The organism is Pseudomonas sp. AF03-9 (assembly GCF_020515815.1).
In the GTDB taxonomy this organism is placed as follows: Bacteria; Pseudomonadota; Gammaproteobacteria; order Pseudomonadales; family Pseudomonadaceae; genus Aquipseudomonas.
The window spans coordinates 1-16,834 of record NZ_JAHPJF010000038.1; the positions used below are offsets into that span (position 1 = coordinate 1).

Consider the following 16,834-nt stretch of genomic DNA (forward strand, 5'->3'; position numbering starts at 1 on the left):
ATGGTTTATGTCACTTTCGCCTTGTCACACCTTGTCTCATCTTCGGTTATGCTCGCCCTTCGTCGTCAATCAACGGAGGCTTCATGACTGCTGCCCGCCTGCTTCTCCCCTTGAGCCTTGCTCTGCTGGCCGCCTGCGCCAGTGCTCCCAAGCAAAACGTCAGCGTGGACAAGCAAAGCGCCTGCCCGCTCCAGCTCAAGACCGGGCAGAACCTGATCCTGACCCTGCCGAGCAACCCCACCACAGGCTATCGCTGGGCCATCCAGGATTCCGCTGGCGGTGTACTGCGCGCGTTGAGCCCCGAGGTCTACAGCAGCAGTGAATCCGGGGTGATCGGCGGCGGCGGGCAATCCACCTGGCGCTTCCAGGCCTTCGCCGCCGGCCAGGGGCGTTTGCGCCTGACCTCCCAGCAACCCTGGGAACCCGAAGCCGAACCCGCCGAGACCTTCGACTGCGCCATCACGGTGAACTGATATGCCATGGCTGATTCTTGCGTTGATGGGCGCCGGCACCTTTATCTACGGCCTGAGCACCCACGCGACGTTGTTGTGCCTGCTGGTCAAACCGCTGCCGGTATTGGCGCTGCTGGGCTGGCTGCATGATGCGCCGCCCACCGACTATCGACGCTGGATCAGCCTGGGGCTGATTTTCTCCCTGGTGGGCGATGTGCTGCTCGCGTGGCCGGGCGACTTGTTTATCTTCGGCCTCGGCGCGTTTTTGTTCGCGCACCTGGCGTATCTCAAAGCGTACTTGAGCGACTGCCGCCGCTTGGCGCTGTTGCCGTTGGTATTGGCCCTGGGCGTGGGGGCTGTGCTGCTGAGCATCCTGATCTCACACGGCCTCGGCGACTTGCTGATCCCCGTGGTGGTTTACGCAACGGTGATCAGCGCCATGCTCTGGCGAGCGTTGGCACGCCTGGGCAGCGACGTGCCCAAGCGCTCGGCGTTACTGGCAGCGGCGGGCGCGGTGTCGTTTGTGTTTTCCGACACGCTGATCGGCATCAACCGCTTTGTGGTGGCGTTTGAGGCGGCGCCGTATGTGTTGATCGTCTCGTACTGGCTGGGCCAGTGGGGGATCACCGCGTCGGCGTTCGACCGAGTACCTCACAACTTGTCGAGCGTGAACCGATAACTTTCGATGGCATAGGCCAACTGAAATTCGACGGCCTTTTTAAGCGCGGCCTTTTCCGCCTCTTTCTTGGCGTTCTTGACAGGGTCCTTGTCGGGCACGCCGTAGTCGAGGCGACGCAATTCCAGGTACAGGATCTTCATGGCGTCGGACAAGATGTCGGCGGCATTGGAAATAATCCGCAGGTTGTCGCGTACGGGCAGCAACGCGCTTTTGGCAATTTCGTCATCCGCCTGTTTTCTCAGATCGAGAAATTCAGTGGCGTCGATTTTCTTGTCCTTGTTGATCTTTGCCAGCAGCGCTTTCAACTTCTTGTCAGTGACGGTCAGTTTCAGGCTCATGATTGCATCCTCAGGGAATATCAGACTCCCCCGAACTTAGGCACTCGCAAATAAGCCGTCTACTGTCAGAATTAACAGGTCGCCCGCCTTGCCTGACTAACGGTCCGATCAACCATGCATCCCGCTGTCAACTTGGCTAAAATGCCGGCCTTCCCCCCATCAATGCCGGAACAACCGTGAGCAAACAACCCGATCGCCTATTCGCCCAGCCCCTGACCCAGGTGCCGGACTTCGCCTTTAACGAGGATGTGGTGCGGGTGTTCCCGGACATGATCAAGCGCTCGGTGCCCGGTTACCCGACCATCGTCGAAAACCTCGGCGTGCTCGCGGCGCAGTTTGCCCAGCCCAATAGCGTGCTCTACGACCTCGGTTCATCCCTCGGCGCGGTGACCCAGGCCCTGCGCCGCCACGTGCGCACCGACGGCTGCCGGGTGATCGCGGTGGATAACTCGGCGGCGATGGTCGAGCGTTGCCGCGAGTACCTCAATGGCCAGGACTCGATGTTCCAGGAGTTGCTGCCGGTCGAGGTGGTCGAAGGCGATATTCTCGCGCTGCAATTTCAACCGGCCTCGGTGGTGGCGCTGAACTTCACCCTGCAGTTCATCGCCCCCGAAGAACGCCTGGCGCTACTCTCGCGCATCCGCCAGTCGCTGCTGCCGGGTGGGGCGCTGATCCTGTCGGAAAAGCTGCGCTTCAACGATGTTGAAGAACATGAACTGCTCACCGACCTGCATATCGCGTTCAAACGCGCCAACGGCTACAGCGAACTGGAAATCGCCCAGAAGCGCAGCGCCATCGAAAACGTCATGAAGCCCGACAGCCTCGAAGAACACCGCGAACGCCTGCTGGCGGCCGGTTTCTCGAAAGTCGTGCCGTGGTTCCAGTGTCTTAACTTTGCCTCGTTGATTGCCTTGCCATGATTGATCTGTCCCCCCTCGCCCGCCATCTGGTCGGCACTCCCCTGGCTGTGTGGGCCCAGGGCCTGCAAGCACAACTCGATAGCAAGATGGAAAAGGGTCATGGCGACCTGGAACGTTGGCAGAGTGCGTTGGACGCCTTGCCAAAGATCCAGCCAAGCGAGGTGGACTTGCTCAATGGCCTGACCCTCGACACCGATTGCGACGACGAAACCCGCGCACAAATGCGCACCGCGTTGATGGGCCTGAGCCCGTGGCGCAAAGGCCCGTTCAACCTGTTCGGCGTGCATGTGGACACCGAATGGCGTTCAGACTGGAAGTGGTCGCGGGTAGCCCCGCATTTGAACCTCAAGGGCAAGCGAATCCTTGATGTGGGCTGCGGCAATGGCTACTACATGTGGCGCATGCTCGGCGCCGGGGCGGACAGTGTGATTGGCGTCGACCCGAACTGGCTGTTCTTCTGCCAGTTCCAGGCGGTGCAGCGTTACCTGTCGGAACCGAAGGCCTGGCACCTGCCGTTCCCGTTCGAAGACCTGCCGGCGAACCTGGAAGGCTTCGACACGGTGTTTTCCATGGGCGTGTTCTATCACCGGCGTTCACCGATCGAGCATCTGCTGGCGCTGAAAGACACCCTGGTCAAGGGCGGCGAACTGGTCCTGGAAACCCTGGTGGTGGAAGGCGATCAGCAACAAGTACTGGTGCCGGAAGACCGCTACGCGCAGATGCGCAACGTGTGGTTCCTGCCCTCTGTACCGGCGCTGATGCTGTGGCTGCGGCGCGCCGGGTTCAGTGATGTGCGCTGTGTGGACGTGAGCGTGACCACGGTGGAGGAACAGCGGGGGACGGAGTGGATGAAGTATCAGTCGCTGAGCGACTTCCTTGATCCCGGGGATCACAGCAAGACCATCGAAGGGCTGCCGGCGCCGATGCGGGCCGTCATCATCGCTCGCAAGTAAGCGTGCGGTTTCACTGAATAAATAGAGATCAAAACTGTGGGAGCTGGCTTGCCTGCTCCCACATTGGTCTGCGGTGTTAGTTGGATTGTGGTTTGGCCCTTCGGGCCTTGAAGAATTCGCTGAGGACGGTACCGCACTCCTCGGCCAACACCCCGCCTTCAAACAGCACTTTGTGATTGAGAAACCCCTGGGTAAAAAACTGCCCCTGGCTCTGCACAATCCCCGCCTTCGGCTCCAGCGCGCCGTACACCACCCGCGCCACCCGCGAATGCACGATCAAACCGGCGCACATGCTGCACGGTTCCAACGTCACGTACAGCGTGCTGCCCACCAGCCGATAGTTGCTGATGGCCTGCGCGGCATTGCGGATAGCGACCATTTCGGCGTGGGCGCTGGGGTCGTTGCCGCTGATCGGGCAATTGAAGCCACGGCCGATGATTTCGCCGTCCTGGACCAGCACCGCGCCTACCGGCACTTCACCCAAGGCTGCGCCCTGGGCAGCGAGGGCCAGGGCTTCGCGCATGAAGTCCTGGTCGCGGCTGCGGTCGATGATCGCGGTGGGGCGGAACTGGCGCATCACGCCACCTCGATGGCGGCCATCAGGCCGGTTTCCATGTGATCGATCACGTGGCAATGAAACATCCATACCCCCGGGTTATCTGCCACCAGCGCCACGCGGGCGCGTTCGTTCTTGCCCAACAGGTAAGTGTCGGTGAAGTACGGGATCACCTTGTGGCGGTTCGAGGCGATCACCTTGAAGCTCATGCCGTGCAGGTGGATCGGGTGCTGGTACTGGGTCATGTTCTTCAATTCGAAGATGTAGCTCTTGCCCTTCTCCAGCTTGGCGATGGGCCGGTCGGCGCAGGTCTTGTCAGTGATGTCCCAGGCCTGACCATTGATTTGCCACAGGCTGGGCGGCCGACCATCGTCGACGGAAACGGTGCCGACCCACTCGAAATTGAAGTTGAGCTTCTCGGCGTTGGCCAGGTCCGGCTCGGCAATCGGGTTGGCGGGCAATGCCGCTGGCCAGTCCGTCGGCGCATCGCTGTTGGCGACCGAGCGGAACGTGCCCAGGCGCACCGGGCCGTTGCGGATCGACAACTCTTCGCCGGCCGGCGGTGCCTTGATCGCCAGGCAGATGCGCATGCCCGGGCCCAGCCAGTATTCCTTGCCCAGCGGGCGCGGCTCGATGGGGTTGCCGTCCAGCGCGTAGATCTGCGCTTCGACGTCAGGGATGTTGATGCGATAAGTCAGGGTGTTGTCGAGGTTGAGCAAGCGCACGCGGGTGATCTGCCCGGCGGGCAAGTCGATCACCGCCTGGGACACGCCGTTGATCGTCGATAACCGCCCGGCAGTACCGCCACGCGCGGCCTCACGGGGTACGCTGAAAGCGACGAAGGCGCCCTCTTCGTCCACGTGCCAGCTTTTCAGGCTCAAGGTGCGTTCGTGTTTGAACCCGGTGGGCTCGCGCTCTTCAATGATCAGCGGGCCGACCAGGCCACGGCCGAGTTCTTCGCTGCTGTTCACATGGGGGTGATACCAGTAGCTGCCGGCGTCGGGCACACGGAATTTGTAGTCGAAGTACTCACCAGGCAAGACCGGCAACTGGGAGACGTAGGGCACGCCGTCCATTTCCAGCGGCAGGCGGATGCCGTGCCAATGAATGGTGGTGGCGACCGGCAGGTGGTTGATAAAGCGCACCCGCAGCCATTCGCCCTGGCGTACGCGCAACTCGGTACCCGGCGCCGACGGGCCGAACGCCCAGGCCTCGGTCTTGTGGCCCGGCACCAGTTCCACGTCCAACGGCGCGGCGATCAGCTCGTAATCGTGGCCCGCTTCGGCCTCGGCGACCTTTCCCAGCCAGTAGCGGTAGGCGCCACCAGCACCGACGCCCACTACGGCCAGGCCTGCGAGACCACCCAGGATTTGTCGACGGGAAAAGGATCGGGACACAACAACCTCACGTATCGGCCGCGGGCACAGGGCCTGCAAAGGGCAGATACGATACACCTGCATGACCTAAACAGTAAGGCTTCGCATTGCCGCATGGCTGAATTCTGGACACGCCAAAGATCAACTGTGGGTGTGGGCTTGTGTGGGAGCGAGCAAGCCCGCTCCCACATTTTTTTGATCTTCAGTGGTTTTTAGACTGTGTTGGTTCAGGCCTTGGCGGCAGCCAGGATCAGGGCTTTCATCTCGGCCACGGCGCCTTTGAAGCCGACGAACAACGCATGCGCCACCAGCGCATGGCCGATGTTCAGCTCGTTGATACCCTTGATCGCCGCCACGGCTTCAACGTTGTGGTAGTGCAGGCCGTGGCCGGCATTGACGATCAAACCTTCGCGCAGGCCAACGGCAACACCGTCGATGATGCGCTGCAGTTCGTCAGCCACTTCGGTCGGCGTGGTGGCATCGGCATAACGGCCGGTGTGCAGCTCGATGGCCGGCGCACCGACGCGGCGCGAGGCTTCGATCTGGCGCTCGTCGGCATCGATGAACAACGAGACTTCGCTGCCGATCTGCGACAGACGATCCACCGCCGCCTTGATCCGCGCCTCCTGGCCGGCAACGTCGAGGCCGCCTTCGGTGGTGAGTTCCTGGCGCGTTTCCGGGACCAGGCAGATGTGCGCCGGGCGGATGCGTTCGGCGAACGCCATCATTTCTTCGGTGACGCCCATTTCAAAGTTCATGCGGGTTTGCAGCACGTCCTTGAGCAGCAACACGTCGCGCTCCTGGATATGGCGACGGTCTTCGCGCAGGTGCACGGTGATGCCGTCGGCGCCCGCTTCTTCGGCGTCCAGCGCAGCCTTGACCGGGTCAGGGTAACGGGTGCCCCGGGCCTGGCGCAGGGTAGCGACGTGGTCGATGTTGACGCCAAGAAGAATGCGATTGCTGGTGGTCACGGAAGCGCTCCTGAAAAGGGAAAGAAACGCCGCACAGCATACACGGGGTTGTCAGGGCTTTCGAAACAACTCGCGACTGACCAGCGGCCGGCCGCCCAGATGCACGGCCAACGCTTGGCGCATCAGACGCTTGGCGGCGGACAAGGCACCAGGGGCGCTCCAGTCGGCTTCGCTCATGGCCAGCAACTCGGTGCCCTCGAACAGGCCGGGTTGCAGCAGGTAGACGCGCTCCAGGCCGGCGTCGACTTGCAGGCGGTACATGCCGTCGGCGGCGATGGGCTCGCCGTGCAGGTCGTTGGCCAGTTCGAAGCCGTAGCCGAGGTCGTCGAGCAGGCGCCATTCGAAGGCACGCAGCAAGGGCTCCAACGGGCGACCTTCGGCGAGGGCGAGCAAAGTGGCGGCGTAGTGATCGAAGACAGCCGGATGGGGGTCTTCGGCAGGGAGCAGGCGAATCAGCAATTCGTTGAGGTAAAGGCCGCTGAACAGCGCTTCGCCATTGAGCCAGGCAGAGGTGCCGACGCTTTCCAAGCGGCCAACGTTTTTCAGCTCGCCCTTGCCGCGAAACTCCACGTCCAACGCCACGAACGGCCTTGCCTGCGTGCCCGCCTTGCCCCGCGCGCTGCGCAACACTGCACGCAGGCGGCCTTGGGGCGTGAGGAAGTCCACCAGAGCGCTGGTCTCGCGGTAGGCGCGGCTGTGCAGGACGTAGGCGGGTTGGCTGAGGGATTGGGACATGGGGTCTCATTGCTGGAATGCATTGTTGAAAACTACACAAACCGAATGTGGGAGCGGGCTTGCTCGCGAATGCGGTGTGCCAGTCGACTTATCAGTGACTGATCCACCGCATTCGCGAGCAAGCCCGCTCCCACATTTTTAGTCCTGCGGTGTTCTTACAGGTCGCCGTAGCCCAGGGAGCGCAGTGCGCGTTCGTCGTCGGACCAGCCGCCTTTCACCTTCACCCACAGGTTGAGCATGATCTTGGAATCGAACAGCAATTCCATGTCCTTGCGCGCTTCGGTACCGATGCGCTTGATGCGCTCGCCCTTGTCGCCAATGATGATTTTCTTCTGGCCATCACGCTCGACGAGAATCAGCGCATGGATGTGCAAGGTCTTGCCCTGCTGCTTGAACTCTTCGATTTCGACGGTGATCTGGTACGGCAGTTCGGCGCCCATCTGGCGCATGATTTTCTCGCGCACCAGCTCGGCGGCCAGGAAACGGCTGCTGCGGTCGGTGATCTGGTCTTCCGGGAAGAAGTGCTCGTTCTCCGGCAGGTGCTCGGCGATCACGCGCTCCAGGGCTTCGAGGTTGTGACCGTGCTGGGCCGAGATCGGGATGATCTGGGCATTCGGCAGTTGTTCCTGCAACCAGCTCAGGTGCGGCATCAGCTCGGCTTTGTCTTCGATGCGGTCGGTCTTGTTCAGCGCGACGATCAACGGGCCGGTGACGTACTGCACACGTTCGAGGACCATCTGGTCTTCGTCGGTCCACTTGGTGCGGTCAACCACGAAGATCACCACGTCGACGTCTTTCAACGCCGCCGAAGCGGTCTTGTTCATGTAGCGGTTGAGGGCTTTCTCGCCGCCTTTGTGCATGCCCGGGGTATCGACGTAGACCGCTTGCACGGTGCCTTCGGTCTTGATGCCCAGCATGTTGTGGCGGGTGGTCTGCGGCTTGCGCGAGGTGATCGCGAGCTTCTGGCCGAGGATATGGTTCAGCAGCGTGGACTTGCCCACGTTCGGGCGGCCGACGATGGCAACATAGCCACAGCGTGTTGCGGTTGAATCAGTCATGGCCATTCTCCACGCCCAGGGCAATCAGTGCTGCAGCGGCCGCTACCTGTTCGGCAATACGACGGCTCACACCCTGACCTCGGCTTTTTTCGTTCAGTAAGGTGATTTCACATTCCACGAAGAACACGCGGCAATGGGGCTCACCCTGGATGTCCACCACTTCATAGCGTGGCAGTTCGCAACCGCGCGATTGCAGGAATTCCTGCAGGCGGGTCTTGGGATCTTTGTTGGTGTCGACCAGCGTCAGGCTCTCGATCTCGGAGGTCAGCCAGGCGGTGACGCGCTCCTTGGCCGCTTCCATGCCGGCGTCGAGATAGATCGCACCGATCAGCGCTTCAAGAGCGTCGGCCAGGATCGACTCACGGCGGAAACCGCCGCTCTTCAACTCGCCGGAGCCCAGGCGCAGGTACTCGCCAAGGCCGAAACCGCGGGCCAGCACGGCCAGGGTCTCGCCCTTCACCAGGCGCGCACGCAGGCGCGACAACTGGCCTTCACGGGCTTGGGGGAAACGCTCGAACAGCGCTTCACCGGCGACGAAATTGAGGATGGCATCACCGAGGAATTCCAGGCGTTCGTTGTTACGCCCTGCAAAGCTGCGGTGTGTGAGGGCAAGGACCATCAATTCCTGGTCCTTGAAGGTGTAGCCGAGCTGGCGCTCGAGACGTGCTAGAGAAACGGTCACGGTTTACCCATATCTGTGTGGTGGCACCGGCGGCCATCGACGATTGACGCAGTGTTCAAATTCAAATCCTGGTTGGTGCTGCATGAGGCCGGACATTTGTCCAAGCCCCAGAAAAGCATTCGGCGCTGTGTTCACAGCGCCGCCTGTATTACTTGATCAGCCCGACTCGCGAGAAGTTCGGCAGGTGGCTGAGTTTGGACTCCGGCCAGCTCATCCAGACCGCGAAGGCCTTGCCGACGATGTTCTCGTCGGGAACCATGCCCAGCATGTCCTTGGGAATGTTGGGATCGTTCCAATAACGGCTGTCATTGGAGTTATCACGGTTGTCGCCCATCATGAAGTAGTGCCCGGCCGGCACTTTCCACTCGCCATCAGGCTGGCGGTAGCGCGACATTTCCTTGCGGATCTGGTGCTCCACCGCGCCGAGTTTCTCTTGGTACAGCTCGGCGCTGCCCAGGGAGTTCGGCTCGGAGCCGATCAGCTTTTCAGCCACCGACTCACCGTTGATGAACAGGCGCTTGTCGCCGGTGTAGCGGATCACGTCGCCCGGCAGGCCGATCACACGCTTGATGTAGTTGACGTTCGGGTCGCTCGGGAAGCGGAACACCATCACATCGCCGCGCTGCGGGTCGCCGACTTCAATGACCTTCTTGTCGATCACCGGCAGGCGGATGCCGTAGGCAAACTTGTTCACCAGGATGAAGTCGCCAACATCCAGGGTAGGCTTCATCGACCCCGAAGGGATCTGGAACGGCTCCACCAGGAACGAGCGCAGCACCAGCACGATGAACAGTACCGGGAAGAACGACTTGCCGTATTCAACCAGCAAAGGCTCTTTGTTCAGCTTCTCGACCACCACCGCATCGGGCTGGCTGACGCTGCCCTGATAGGATGCGATAGCCGCCCGCCGACGCGGGGCGAAGAACACCAGATCGAGCAATGCCAGAAGACCACAGACGGCAACGGCGATGACCAGCAACAGCGGGAAATTTAGTGACATAGGACCTAACTATCCAACCTGAGCACCGCAAGGAAGGCTTCTTGTGGAATTTCCACGTTGCCCACTTGCTTCATGCGTTTTTTACCGGCCTTTTGCTTCTCAAGCAGCTTGCGCTTACGGCTTACGTCACCGCCGTAGCATTTGGCCAGTACGTTCTTTCTGAGAGCCTTGACGGAGGTCCGCGCAATGATCTGCCCGCCAATGGCGGCCTGGATCGCGACGTCGAACATCTGGCGCGGAATCAGTTCTTTCATCTTCTCGGTCAACTGGCGACCTTTGTAGTGCGCGTTGTCCTTGTGCACGATGAGTGCCAGGGCATCGACCTTGTCGCCGTTGATCAGCACATCCAGTTTCACCAGATTAGCCGATTGATAACGATCGAAATGGTAATCCAGCGAAGCATAGCCGCGACTGGTGGATTTGAGACGGTCGAAGAAGTCCAGGACCACTTCGTTCATCGGCAAATCATAGGTCACTTGGACCTGGGTACCGAGGAACAGCATGTCGTGCTGCACGCCACGCTTTTCGATACACAGGGTGATGACGTTGCCCAGGTGTTCCTGCGGCACCAGGATATTGGCGCGCACAATCGGCTCGCGCATGTCTTCGATGGAAGACAGGTCTGGGAGCTTGGACGGGTTGTCGACGTAAATCGTTTCACCGGTTTTCAGCGCCAGCTCAAAAATAACCGTTGGCGCGGTGGTGATCAGGTCCAGGTCGTATTCGCGCTCCAGGCGCTCCTGGATGATCTCCATGTGCAGCATGCCCAGGAACCCGCAACGGAAGCCGAAGCCCAGGGCGTCGGAGCTTTCCGGGGTGTACTGCAACGACGAGTCGTTGAGGGTCAGCTTTTGCAGGGCTTCGCGGAAATCTTCGAAGTCATCGGAGCTGACCGGGAACAGGCCGGCGTAAACCTGCGGCTGGATGCGCTTGAAGCCGGGCAGCACGTCAACGTCCGGCGTCGAGCTCAAGGTCAGGGTGTCACCCACCGGGGCCCCGTGAATGTCCTTGATACCGGCAATGATGAAGCCTACTTCACCGGCTTTCAGATCGGTGGTCGCCGTGTGCTTGGGGTTGAACACACCAACGCTGTCCACCAGGTGGATCTTGCCGGTGGATTTGACCAGGATCTTGTCGCCCTTCTTCACGCGGCCGTGGCGCACGCGGACCAGGGACACAACGCCCAGGTAGTTGTCGAACCAGGAGTCGATGATCAACGCTTGCAGCGGATCCTCGTAGTTGCCGGTCGGCGCGGGAATGGTCTTGACCAGGCGCTCGAGCACTTCGTCGACGCCCAGGCCGGTCTTGGCGCTGCACTCGACGGCGTCGGTGGCGTCAATGCCGATGATTTTTTCGATTTCTTCCTTGACGCGGTCCGGATCGGCCTGCGGCAGGTCGATCTTGTTCAGCACCGGCATCACTTCCAGGCCTTGCTCGATCGCGGTGTAGCAGTTGGCAACGGACTGGGCTTCAACGCCCTGGCCGGCGTCCACCACCAGCAAGGCGCCTTCGCAGGCGGCCAGCGAGCGGCTGACTTCGTAGGTGAAGTCAACGTGGCCGGGGGTGTCAATGAAGTTCAGCTGGTACTTGATACCGTCTTTTGCGGTGTAGTACAGGGTAACGCTATGGGCCTTGATGGTGATGCCGCGTTCACGCTCGAGGTCCATGGAGTCCAGGACCTGGGCTTCCATTTCACGCTCGGCAAGGCCACCGCACATTTGGATGAACCGGTCGGCCAGCGTCGACTTGCCATGGTCAATGTGGGCGATGATGGAGAAATTGCGGATATGACTCAAATCACTCACGGATCAACACTCAAAAAGGCTGCAGGCAGATTGCCCGCTGAAAAATAGCCGGGAATTGTACCTGATGCTCAGGCCAGACGTCATCTTTGCTGACCAGAACAAAAATGCCCCGATCTCTCGACCGGGGCATGTTTTGATCATAAGCGCTCTATCAACCAGCCCGGCGCAATAGCCAGAACCCGGCCAGGGCGCAGATACCAGTGGGCACCAGCACCGCAAACAGCGGCGAGAAACCGAACACCAGGCTCGAAGGGCCGAGCAGGTCCTGGGCGATGCGGAAGGTAAAGCCCACCAGCACGCCGGTAAAGACGCGCTGGCCAAGGGTCACGGAGCGCAGCGGGCCGAAGATGAACGAGATCGCCATCAACACCAGCGCGGCAGTGACCACCGGCTGCAGCACCTTGACCCAGAATGCCAGCCAGTAGCGGCCGTTGTTCAGGCCTTGGTCCTTCAAGTAGTGGATGTAACCCCAAAGCCCGGAGATCGGCAGGCTTTCGGGGATCATCACTACGGTATTGAGCAGTTCCGGCTTGAGGGCGATGTCCCACTCCTCGGCCGGCACATTGATCACTTCAGTACTGGCCTTGGTACCTTGCCCTGCATTGCGGAAATGCGTGGTGGTGACATCGCTCAGCTGCCATTTCTCGGCGTTGTACTGCGCGCGCTTGGCAAAGCTCGACATCAGCAGATGGCGTTCCTTGTCAAAGGTATAACGTGTCACACCAATCAACAGGCCACCGGGCTGCACCGCGTTGATGTGGATGAACTCGTCACCCTGGCGGTGCCACAGGCCATGCTTGGAGCTTTGTGCGTCGCCCGACCCCTGGGCCAGGGCGCGGTTGGCCTGGGCCGTGGTTTCGGCCGGCGGCGCAACGTATTCACCGATCAGCACGCTGCACAGCATCAGCAGCAGCATCGGCTTCATCACCGCCCAGACAATACGACCGATGGACACCCCGGCGGCACGCATGATAGTCAGTTCGCTGTTGCTGGCCAGGCTGCCCAGGCCGATCAGGCAACCGATCAGCGCGGCCATCGGCATCATGTCGTAGAGGCGGCGCGGCGCGGTGAGGGCCACGTAGCTCATCACGTCCCATACGGTATAGGTGTCGCTGACGTTGCCGACTTCATCGATAAAGGCGAACAACGACGCCAACCCAAGGATGATGCCCAATACCGCCAGGATGGCGATCAGTACGCTGCTACCAATGTAGCGATCGAGCTTAGCCACGAGCCAACTCCTTCTGGCCACGACGGCTCAACATTTTCAGACGGATAGGTTCCCAGTAGAGCAGCGCCAGGCCGATCACCAGGAAGATCCCATGCACCCACCACAGGCCCAGGGTCGGCGACAGCTTGCCCTTCTCCAGGGAACCACGGGCGGAAATCAGGATGGTCAGGTACGCCATGTACAGCAGGATCGCCGGCAACAGCTTGAGGAATCGGCCCTGGCGCGGGTTGACGCGCGACAGCGGCACTGCCATCAAGGTCACGATAAACACCAGCAGCGGCAGGGAGATGCGCCATTGCAGCTCGGCAATGGAACGCAGTTCCTTGCTGCCGAGCAGTTCCGTGGTGGGGATGGCGTCACGGTCGGTAACTTCGTCGCTGACGTCCGGACGGGCCAGCAGCACGCCGTAGGTGTCGTACTTGATCGCACGGTAATCGGCCATGCCGGGGCTGCCGTCATAGCGATAGCCGTTTTCCAGGATCAGATAGCGGCTGCCATCGGGGCGCACTTCCTGGCGGCCTGAGTCGGCCACCAGCACGGAAATACCGCGGTCTTTCTTGTCCTGGCCCAGGCGCTTCTCGGAGATGAATACGCCGCCGAGGTTGGCACGGTTTTCGGTCATGGTTTCGGTGTAGGTCACGCGGGTGCCGTCGCTGAGTGCCTGGAAGCGGCCCGGTTCGAGGGTGTCGAACTCGGTCATCGCGTCCTGCTTGTTCAGCACCAGCTGGAACTGCATGGCGCCCTGGGGGGCCAGGCTCAGGCTCAGCCAGGCGACGATCAGCGCGACACCGGCGGCCGGGATCATGGTCATGCCCAGCAGGCGTTGCTGGCTCATGCCGGTGGCCGAAAGCACGGTCATTTCACTTTCGAGATACAGGCGACCGTACGCCAGCAGGATCCCGAGGAACAGGCCCAGCGGCAGGATCAGTTGCAGGAACCCCGGCAGGCGAAAGCCCATGATCAGGAACAGCGAGCCCGGATCCAGCGCGCCAGAGGCGGCCTGGGCGAGGTATTTGACGAAACGACCACTCATGATGATGACCAGCAACACCGCGCTCACGGCACTCAGGGTCAACAGGACTTCGCGGGACAGATAACGGAAGACGATCAAACCAGACACTCCAGGGTTGTCAGGCTAAGGCGGCCAAACAAGCAAGCATACCAGTCGACCCGTTTGCACAGGCCGGCTAAAAAGATGGCGCATTATCCTGTGATTGGCCGCGCCTGTCACGGAGCATGCTCAACCACGTGGACAAAGCTTACACCAAGGGTTGTCAGGCTCCGCCGCCGAGGTTCAAACTGCGGCCTTTGTCGCGGGCGGTTTATACAGCCGCCAAGCTTTAAAGCCGGCGTACAGACGCCCGGCTCTTTGACCTTTATAAGGGACCCGAAAATGGAATTGGTTGTAAAAAGCGTTAGCCCCGAAACGTTGAAAACCGCCACCCTCGTGGTCGCCATCGGCGAAGGCCGCAAGCTCGGCGTCGCTGCCAAGCAAGTCGACGAACTGAGCGGCGGCGCCATCAGCGCGATCCTCAAGCGCGGCGACCTGGCGGGCAAAGTCGGCCAGAGCCTGCTGCTGCAAAGCCTGCCAAACCTGAAAGCCGACCGCGTACTGCTGGTGGGCGTGGGCAAGGACGCCGAGCTGGGCGACCGTCCGTTCCGCAAGATCATCAGCGGCATCCTCACCACCCTTAAAGGCCTGGGCGGCGGTGATGCCACGCTGGCGCTGGATGAAGTGGTGGTCAAGGGCCGCGACAGCTACGGCAAGACCCGCCTGCTGGCCGAAAGCCTGGTGGACGGCGGCTATATCTTCGACCAGTTCAAGAGCACCAAGGCCGAACCCCGCGCCCTGAAGAAGATCACCCTGCTGACCATCAAGGCCGCCCAGGCTGAAGTGCAGCGCGCCGTGACCCACGCCACCGCAATCGCCAACGGCATGTCGTTCACCCGCGACCTGGGCAACCTGCCGCCGAACATCTGCCACCCAACCTTTCTCGGCGAACAGGCCAAGGCGCTGGGCAAGGAATTCAAGGGCCTGAAAGTCGAAGTCCTGGATGAGAAGAAGATCAAGGAACTGGGCATGGGCTCGTTCTATGCCGTGGGCCAGGGCAGCGACCAGCCGCCACGCCTGATCGTGATGCAATACAACGGCGGCAAAAAGGCCGACAAACCTTACGCCCTGGTCGGCAAAGGCATCACCTTCGACACCGGCGGCATCAGCCTCAAGCCAGGCGCCGGCATGGATGAGATGAAGTACGACATGGGCGGCGCCGCCAGCGTGTTCGGCACCCTGCGTGCGGTGCTGGAGCTCAAGCTGCCGATCAACCTGGTGTGCATCCTGGCCTGCGCCGAGAACATGCCAAGTGGCGGCGCGGCGCGTCCGGGCGACATCGTCACCACCATGAGCGGCCAGACCGTCGAGATCCTCAACACCGACGCCGAAGGCCGCCTGGTGCTGTGCGATGCCCTGACCTACGCCGAGCGCTTCAAGCCGCAAGCCGTGATCGACATCGCCACCCTGACCGGCGCGTGCATCGTCGCTCTGGGCTCCCACACCTCGGGCCTGTTGGGCAACAACGACGAGTTGATCGAACAACTGCTCAGCGCCGGCAAGGCCGCCGACGACCGCGCCTGGCAACTGCCGCTGTTCGATGAGTACCAGGAACAGCTGGACAGCCCGTTCGCCGACATCGCCAACATCGGCGGCCCGAAAGCCGGCACCATTACCGCAGCCTGCTTCCTGTCGCGCTTTGCCAAGAACTTCAACTGGGCGCACCTGGACATCGCCGGCACGGCCTGGACCAGCGGCGGCAAGGACAAGGGCGCCACTGGCCGTCCGGTTCCACTGCTGACCCAGTACCTGCTGGATCGCGCCAAGGCCTGAAAATGAGAACGCCGGGGCGGCTTTCAGATAGCCGCCTCGCGTTCCAGGAACCACAATGACCCAAGTCGACTTCTATATATTGCCCAGCGCCGACCCGCTCGCGCGCCTGGACTTTGCCTGCAAACTCACTGAAAAAGCCTGGCGCATGGGTCACCGCATCTACCTGCATTGCAGCGATGCGGCCCAACGCGACGAGCTGGATGCCCGCCTGTGGAGTTTCAAGGGCGAAAGCTTCGTGCCCCACGGCCCCGCCGAGTCAGAACCCGAAAGCCTGGTGGTCCTGGGCTTGGGCGACAACTGCGGCGATCACCATGACCTGCTGGTCAACCTGGACCTGAAAGTGCCGCCGTTCGCCAAGGCGTTTGCCCGCGTGGCAGAGGTGGTGGTGGAAGACCCGGCTATTCGTCAGGCGGCGCGGGAGAGTTTCCGTTTCTATCGCGAACAGGGCTATCCTTTGCAGGATCACCGGCTACAACGACTTTGAGTAAATGATGGACACTCCCAACTCGGTAAAAAAAGACGACCACCTGCTGGACGACCTGGAGTCGATCCGCCAGTTGCTCGGTGACGACGGCCTGCAACCGCCACTGCTGACCGACTCGGTCGATGCAGAGGTACAGATTCCGCTGTTGTTCGATATGGTCGGCGCCAAGCCCGCTGCGCCGGAGCCGGTTGCCGTTGCTGTCGAGCCCGCCCCCGCCGAAAAAGGCCAGGACGCCCTGCTGCTGCACCTGGACAACGAACTGCGCGCCGCCGCGCAACTGATCATGCAAGACGTCATCGACGACTTCGCCCCGCATATCGAAACCGAGATCAAGCGCCGGCTGGATGCGCGGATGGAGCGGTTGCTCAGCCAGTACCAGTCATGAAGACAAACAGCTGTTGATTGTTGCCAGCCTCTCTCCATCTCCTTGCCACATGCGTGTCATCTAGGAGCGCACTAGCGGCACCGCTGGTCAAAACTGTCATTTATGACAGTAGATAAAGATGCGGGATCTCGTGGAAGGTTATTCGTGGAAAGTTAACGAAAACCTCCCATTGGAGAAACGTCATGCCCTCTTTACCCTCCGGCAGCGCTCCCGTACTCGTTAGTTCAACGACCATCAACTCCCGCCAGCCACTGCTACAAGGCGTGGCTGCGCCAAATGCCATAGTCCAGGTTTTCCTCGCGGGCGGAAGTGTAAATTACGGGTT

18 protein-coding genes are annotated in these 16,834 nt (G+C 61.2%); 7 read left to right on the plus strand and 11 right to left on the minus strand.

Features of this window, described 5'->3' with window-relative positions; translation table 11 throughout:
- Positions 1–83 precede the first annotated feature (83 nt).
- On the plus strand, positions 84–473 hold the full coding sequence (locus LIY36_RS27175; protein WP_226457802.1) for a protease inhibitor I42 family protein: 390 nt from the start codon (positions 84–86) through the stop codon (positions 471–473).
- Between the two features lies 1 nt (position 474).
- Positions 475–1,131, plus strand: coding sequence for a lysoplasmalogenase (locus LIY36_RS27180; RefSeq protein ID WP_192297430.1), 657 nt, complete (start codon positions 475–477; stop codon positions 1,129–1,131).
- On the opposite strand, the gene LIY36_RS27185 is transcribed toward LIY36_RS27180, so the two are convergent.
- Complete coding sequence (locus tag LIY36_RS27185; RefSeq protein ID WP_226457803.1) at positions 1,104–1,469, minus strand: hypothetical protein; 366 nt, start codon at positions 1,467–1,469, stop codon at positions 1,104–1,106. The two genes, LIY36_RS27180 and LIY36_RS27185, sit on opposite strands and share 28 nt — an antisense overlap.
- 176 nt (positions 1,470–1,645) lie before the next feature.
- Here LIY36_RS27185 and cmoA point away from each other — a divergent pair, with 176 nt between their 5' ends.
- Together cmoA and cmoB are read left to right on the plus strand one after the other, a co-directional pair.
- Positions 1,646–2,389 carry a carboxy-S-adenosyl-L-methionine synthase CmoA gene (gene cmoA / locus LIY36_RS27190; protein ID WP_192297433.1) on the plus strand — a complete coding sequence of 248 codons (744 nt, stop codon included), beginning with the start codon at positions 1,646–1,648 and terminating at the stop codon, positions 2,387–2,389.
- Complete coding sequence (gene cmoB / locus LIY36_RS27195; protein ID WP_226457804.1) at positions 2,386–3,342, plus strand: tRNA 5-methoxyuridine(34)/uridine 5-oxyacetic acid(34) synthase CmoB; 957 nt, start codon at positions 2,386–2,388, stop codon at positions 3,340–3,342. Before cmoA ends, cmoB begins: the two co-directional genes overlap by 4 nt.
- Before the next feature lie 76 nt (positions 3,343–3,418).
- On the opposite strand, the gene tadA is transcribed toward cmoB, so the two are convergent.
- The 10 genes from tadA to lptF form a co-directional block, all read right to left on the minus strand.
- Entirely contained in the window at positions 3,419–3,919 is a 501-nt protein-coding gene (tadA, locus tag LIY36_RS27200) for a tRNA adenosine(34) deaminase TadA (RefSeq protein ID WP_226457805.1), read from the minus strand.
- Positions 3,919–5,295 (minus strand): multicopper oxidase family protein, encoded by a 1,377-nt coding sequence (locus tag LIY36_RS27205; protein WP_192297439.1) that lies wholly within the window; start codon positions 5,293–5,295, stop codon positions 3,919–3,921. The genes tadA and LIY36_RS27205 overlap by 1 nt, the downstream gene beginning before the upstream one ends.
- A gap of 206 nt (positions 5,296–5,501) precedes the next feature.
- Entirely contained in the window at positions 5,502–6,245 is a 744-nt protein-coding gene (gene pdxJ / locus LIY36_RS27210; RefSeq protein ID WP_135287580.1) for a pyridoxine 5'-phosphate synthase, read from the minus strand.
- A gap of 51 nt (positions 6,246–6,296) precedes the next feature.
- Positions 6,297–6,980: a DNA repair protein RecO gene (gene recO, locus LIY36_RS27215; protein ID WP_226457806.1), complete on the minus strand. Its 684-nt coding sequence runs from the start codon at positions 6,978–6,980 to the stop codon at positions 6,297–6,299.
- 155 nt (positions 6,981–7,135) lie between these two features.
- A complete protein-coding gene (gene era / locus LIY36_RS27220) occupies positions 7,136–8,038 on the minus strand; it encodes a GTPase Era (RefSeq protein WP_038851274.1) in 903 nt (300 codons plus the stop codon).
- Positions 8,031–8,720, minus strand: a complete 690-nt coding sequence (gene rnc / locus LIY36_RS27225) for a ribonuclease III (protein WP_012722401.1) — start codon at positions 8,718–8,720, stop codon at positions 8,031–8,033. Before rnc ends, era begins: the two co-directional genes overlap by 8 nt.
- 148 nt (positions 8,721–8,868) lie before the next feature.
- On the minus strand, positions 8,869–9,720 hold the full coding sequence (gene lepB, locus LIY36_RS27230; protein ID WP_192297441.1) for a signal peptidase I: 852 nt from the start codon (positions 9,718–9,720) through the stop codon (positions 8,869–8,871).
- Between the two features lie 5 nt (positions 9,721–9,725).
- The gene (gene lepA / locus LIY36_RS27235; protein WP_003210439.1) at positions 9,726–11,525 is read right to left on the minus strand and encodes a translation elongation factor 4; all 1,800 of its coding nucleotides are present in this window, start codon (positions 11,523–11,525) and stop codon (positions 9,726–9,728) included.
- A 151-nt stretch (positions 11,526–11,676) separates the two neighbouring features.
- Entirely contained in the window at positions 11,677–12,756 is a 1,080-nt protein-coding gene (lptG, locus tag LIY36_RS27240) for an LPS export ABC transporter permease LptG (protein WP_226457807.1), read from the minus strand.
- Positions 12,749–13,867 (minus strand): LPS export ABC transporter permease LptF, encoded by a 1,119-nt coding sequence (gene lptF / locus LIY36_RS27245; RefSeq protein ID WP_226457808.1) that lies wholly within the window; start codon positions 13,865–13,867, stop codon positions 12,749–12,751. The genes lptG and lptF overlap by 8 nt, the downstream gene beginning before the upstream one ends.
- A 282-nt stretch (positions 13,868–14,149) precedes the next feature.
- Here lptF and LIY36_RS27250 point away from each other — a divergent pair, with 282 nt between their 5' ends.
- Genes LIY36_RS27250 through LIY36_RS27260 form a run of 3 tightly spaced genes read left to right on the plus strand, consistent with a single transcriptional unit; the run spans position 14,150 to position 16,509 of the window.
- The gene (locus LIY36_RS27250) at positions 14,150–15,640 is read left to right on the plus strand and encodes a leucyl aminopeptidase (RefSeq protein ID WP_192297446.1); all 1,491 of its coding nucleotides are present in this window, start codon (positions 14,150–14,152) and stop codon (positions 15,638–15,640) included.
- Positions 15,641–15,695: 55 nt separating this feature from the next.
- On the plus strand, positions 15,696–16,124 hold the full coding sequence (locus LIY36_RS27255) for a DNA polymerase III subunit chi (RefSeq protein ID WP_226457809.1): 429 nt from the start codon (positions 15,696–15,698) through the stop codon (positions 16,122–16,124).
- Between the two features lie 7 nt (positions 16,125–16,131).
- Entirely contained in the window at positions 16,132–16,509 is a 378-nt protein-coding gene (locus tag LIY36_RS27260; RefSeq protein WP_226457810.1) for a DNA polymerase III subunit chi, read from the plus strand.
- Positions 16,510–16,834 lie beyond the last annotated feature (325 nt).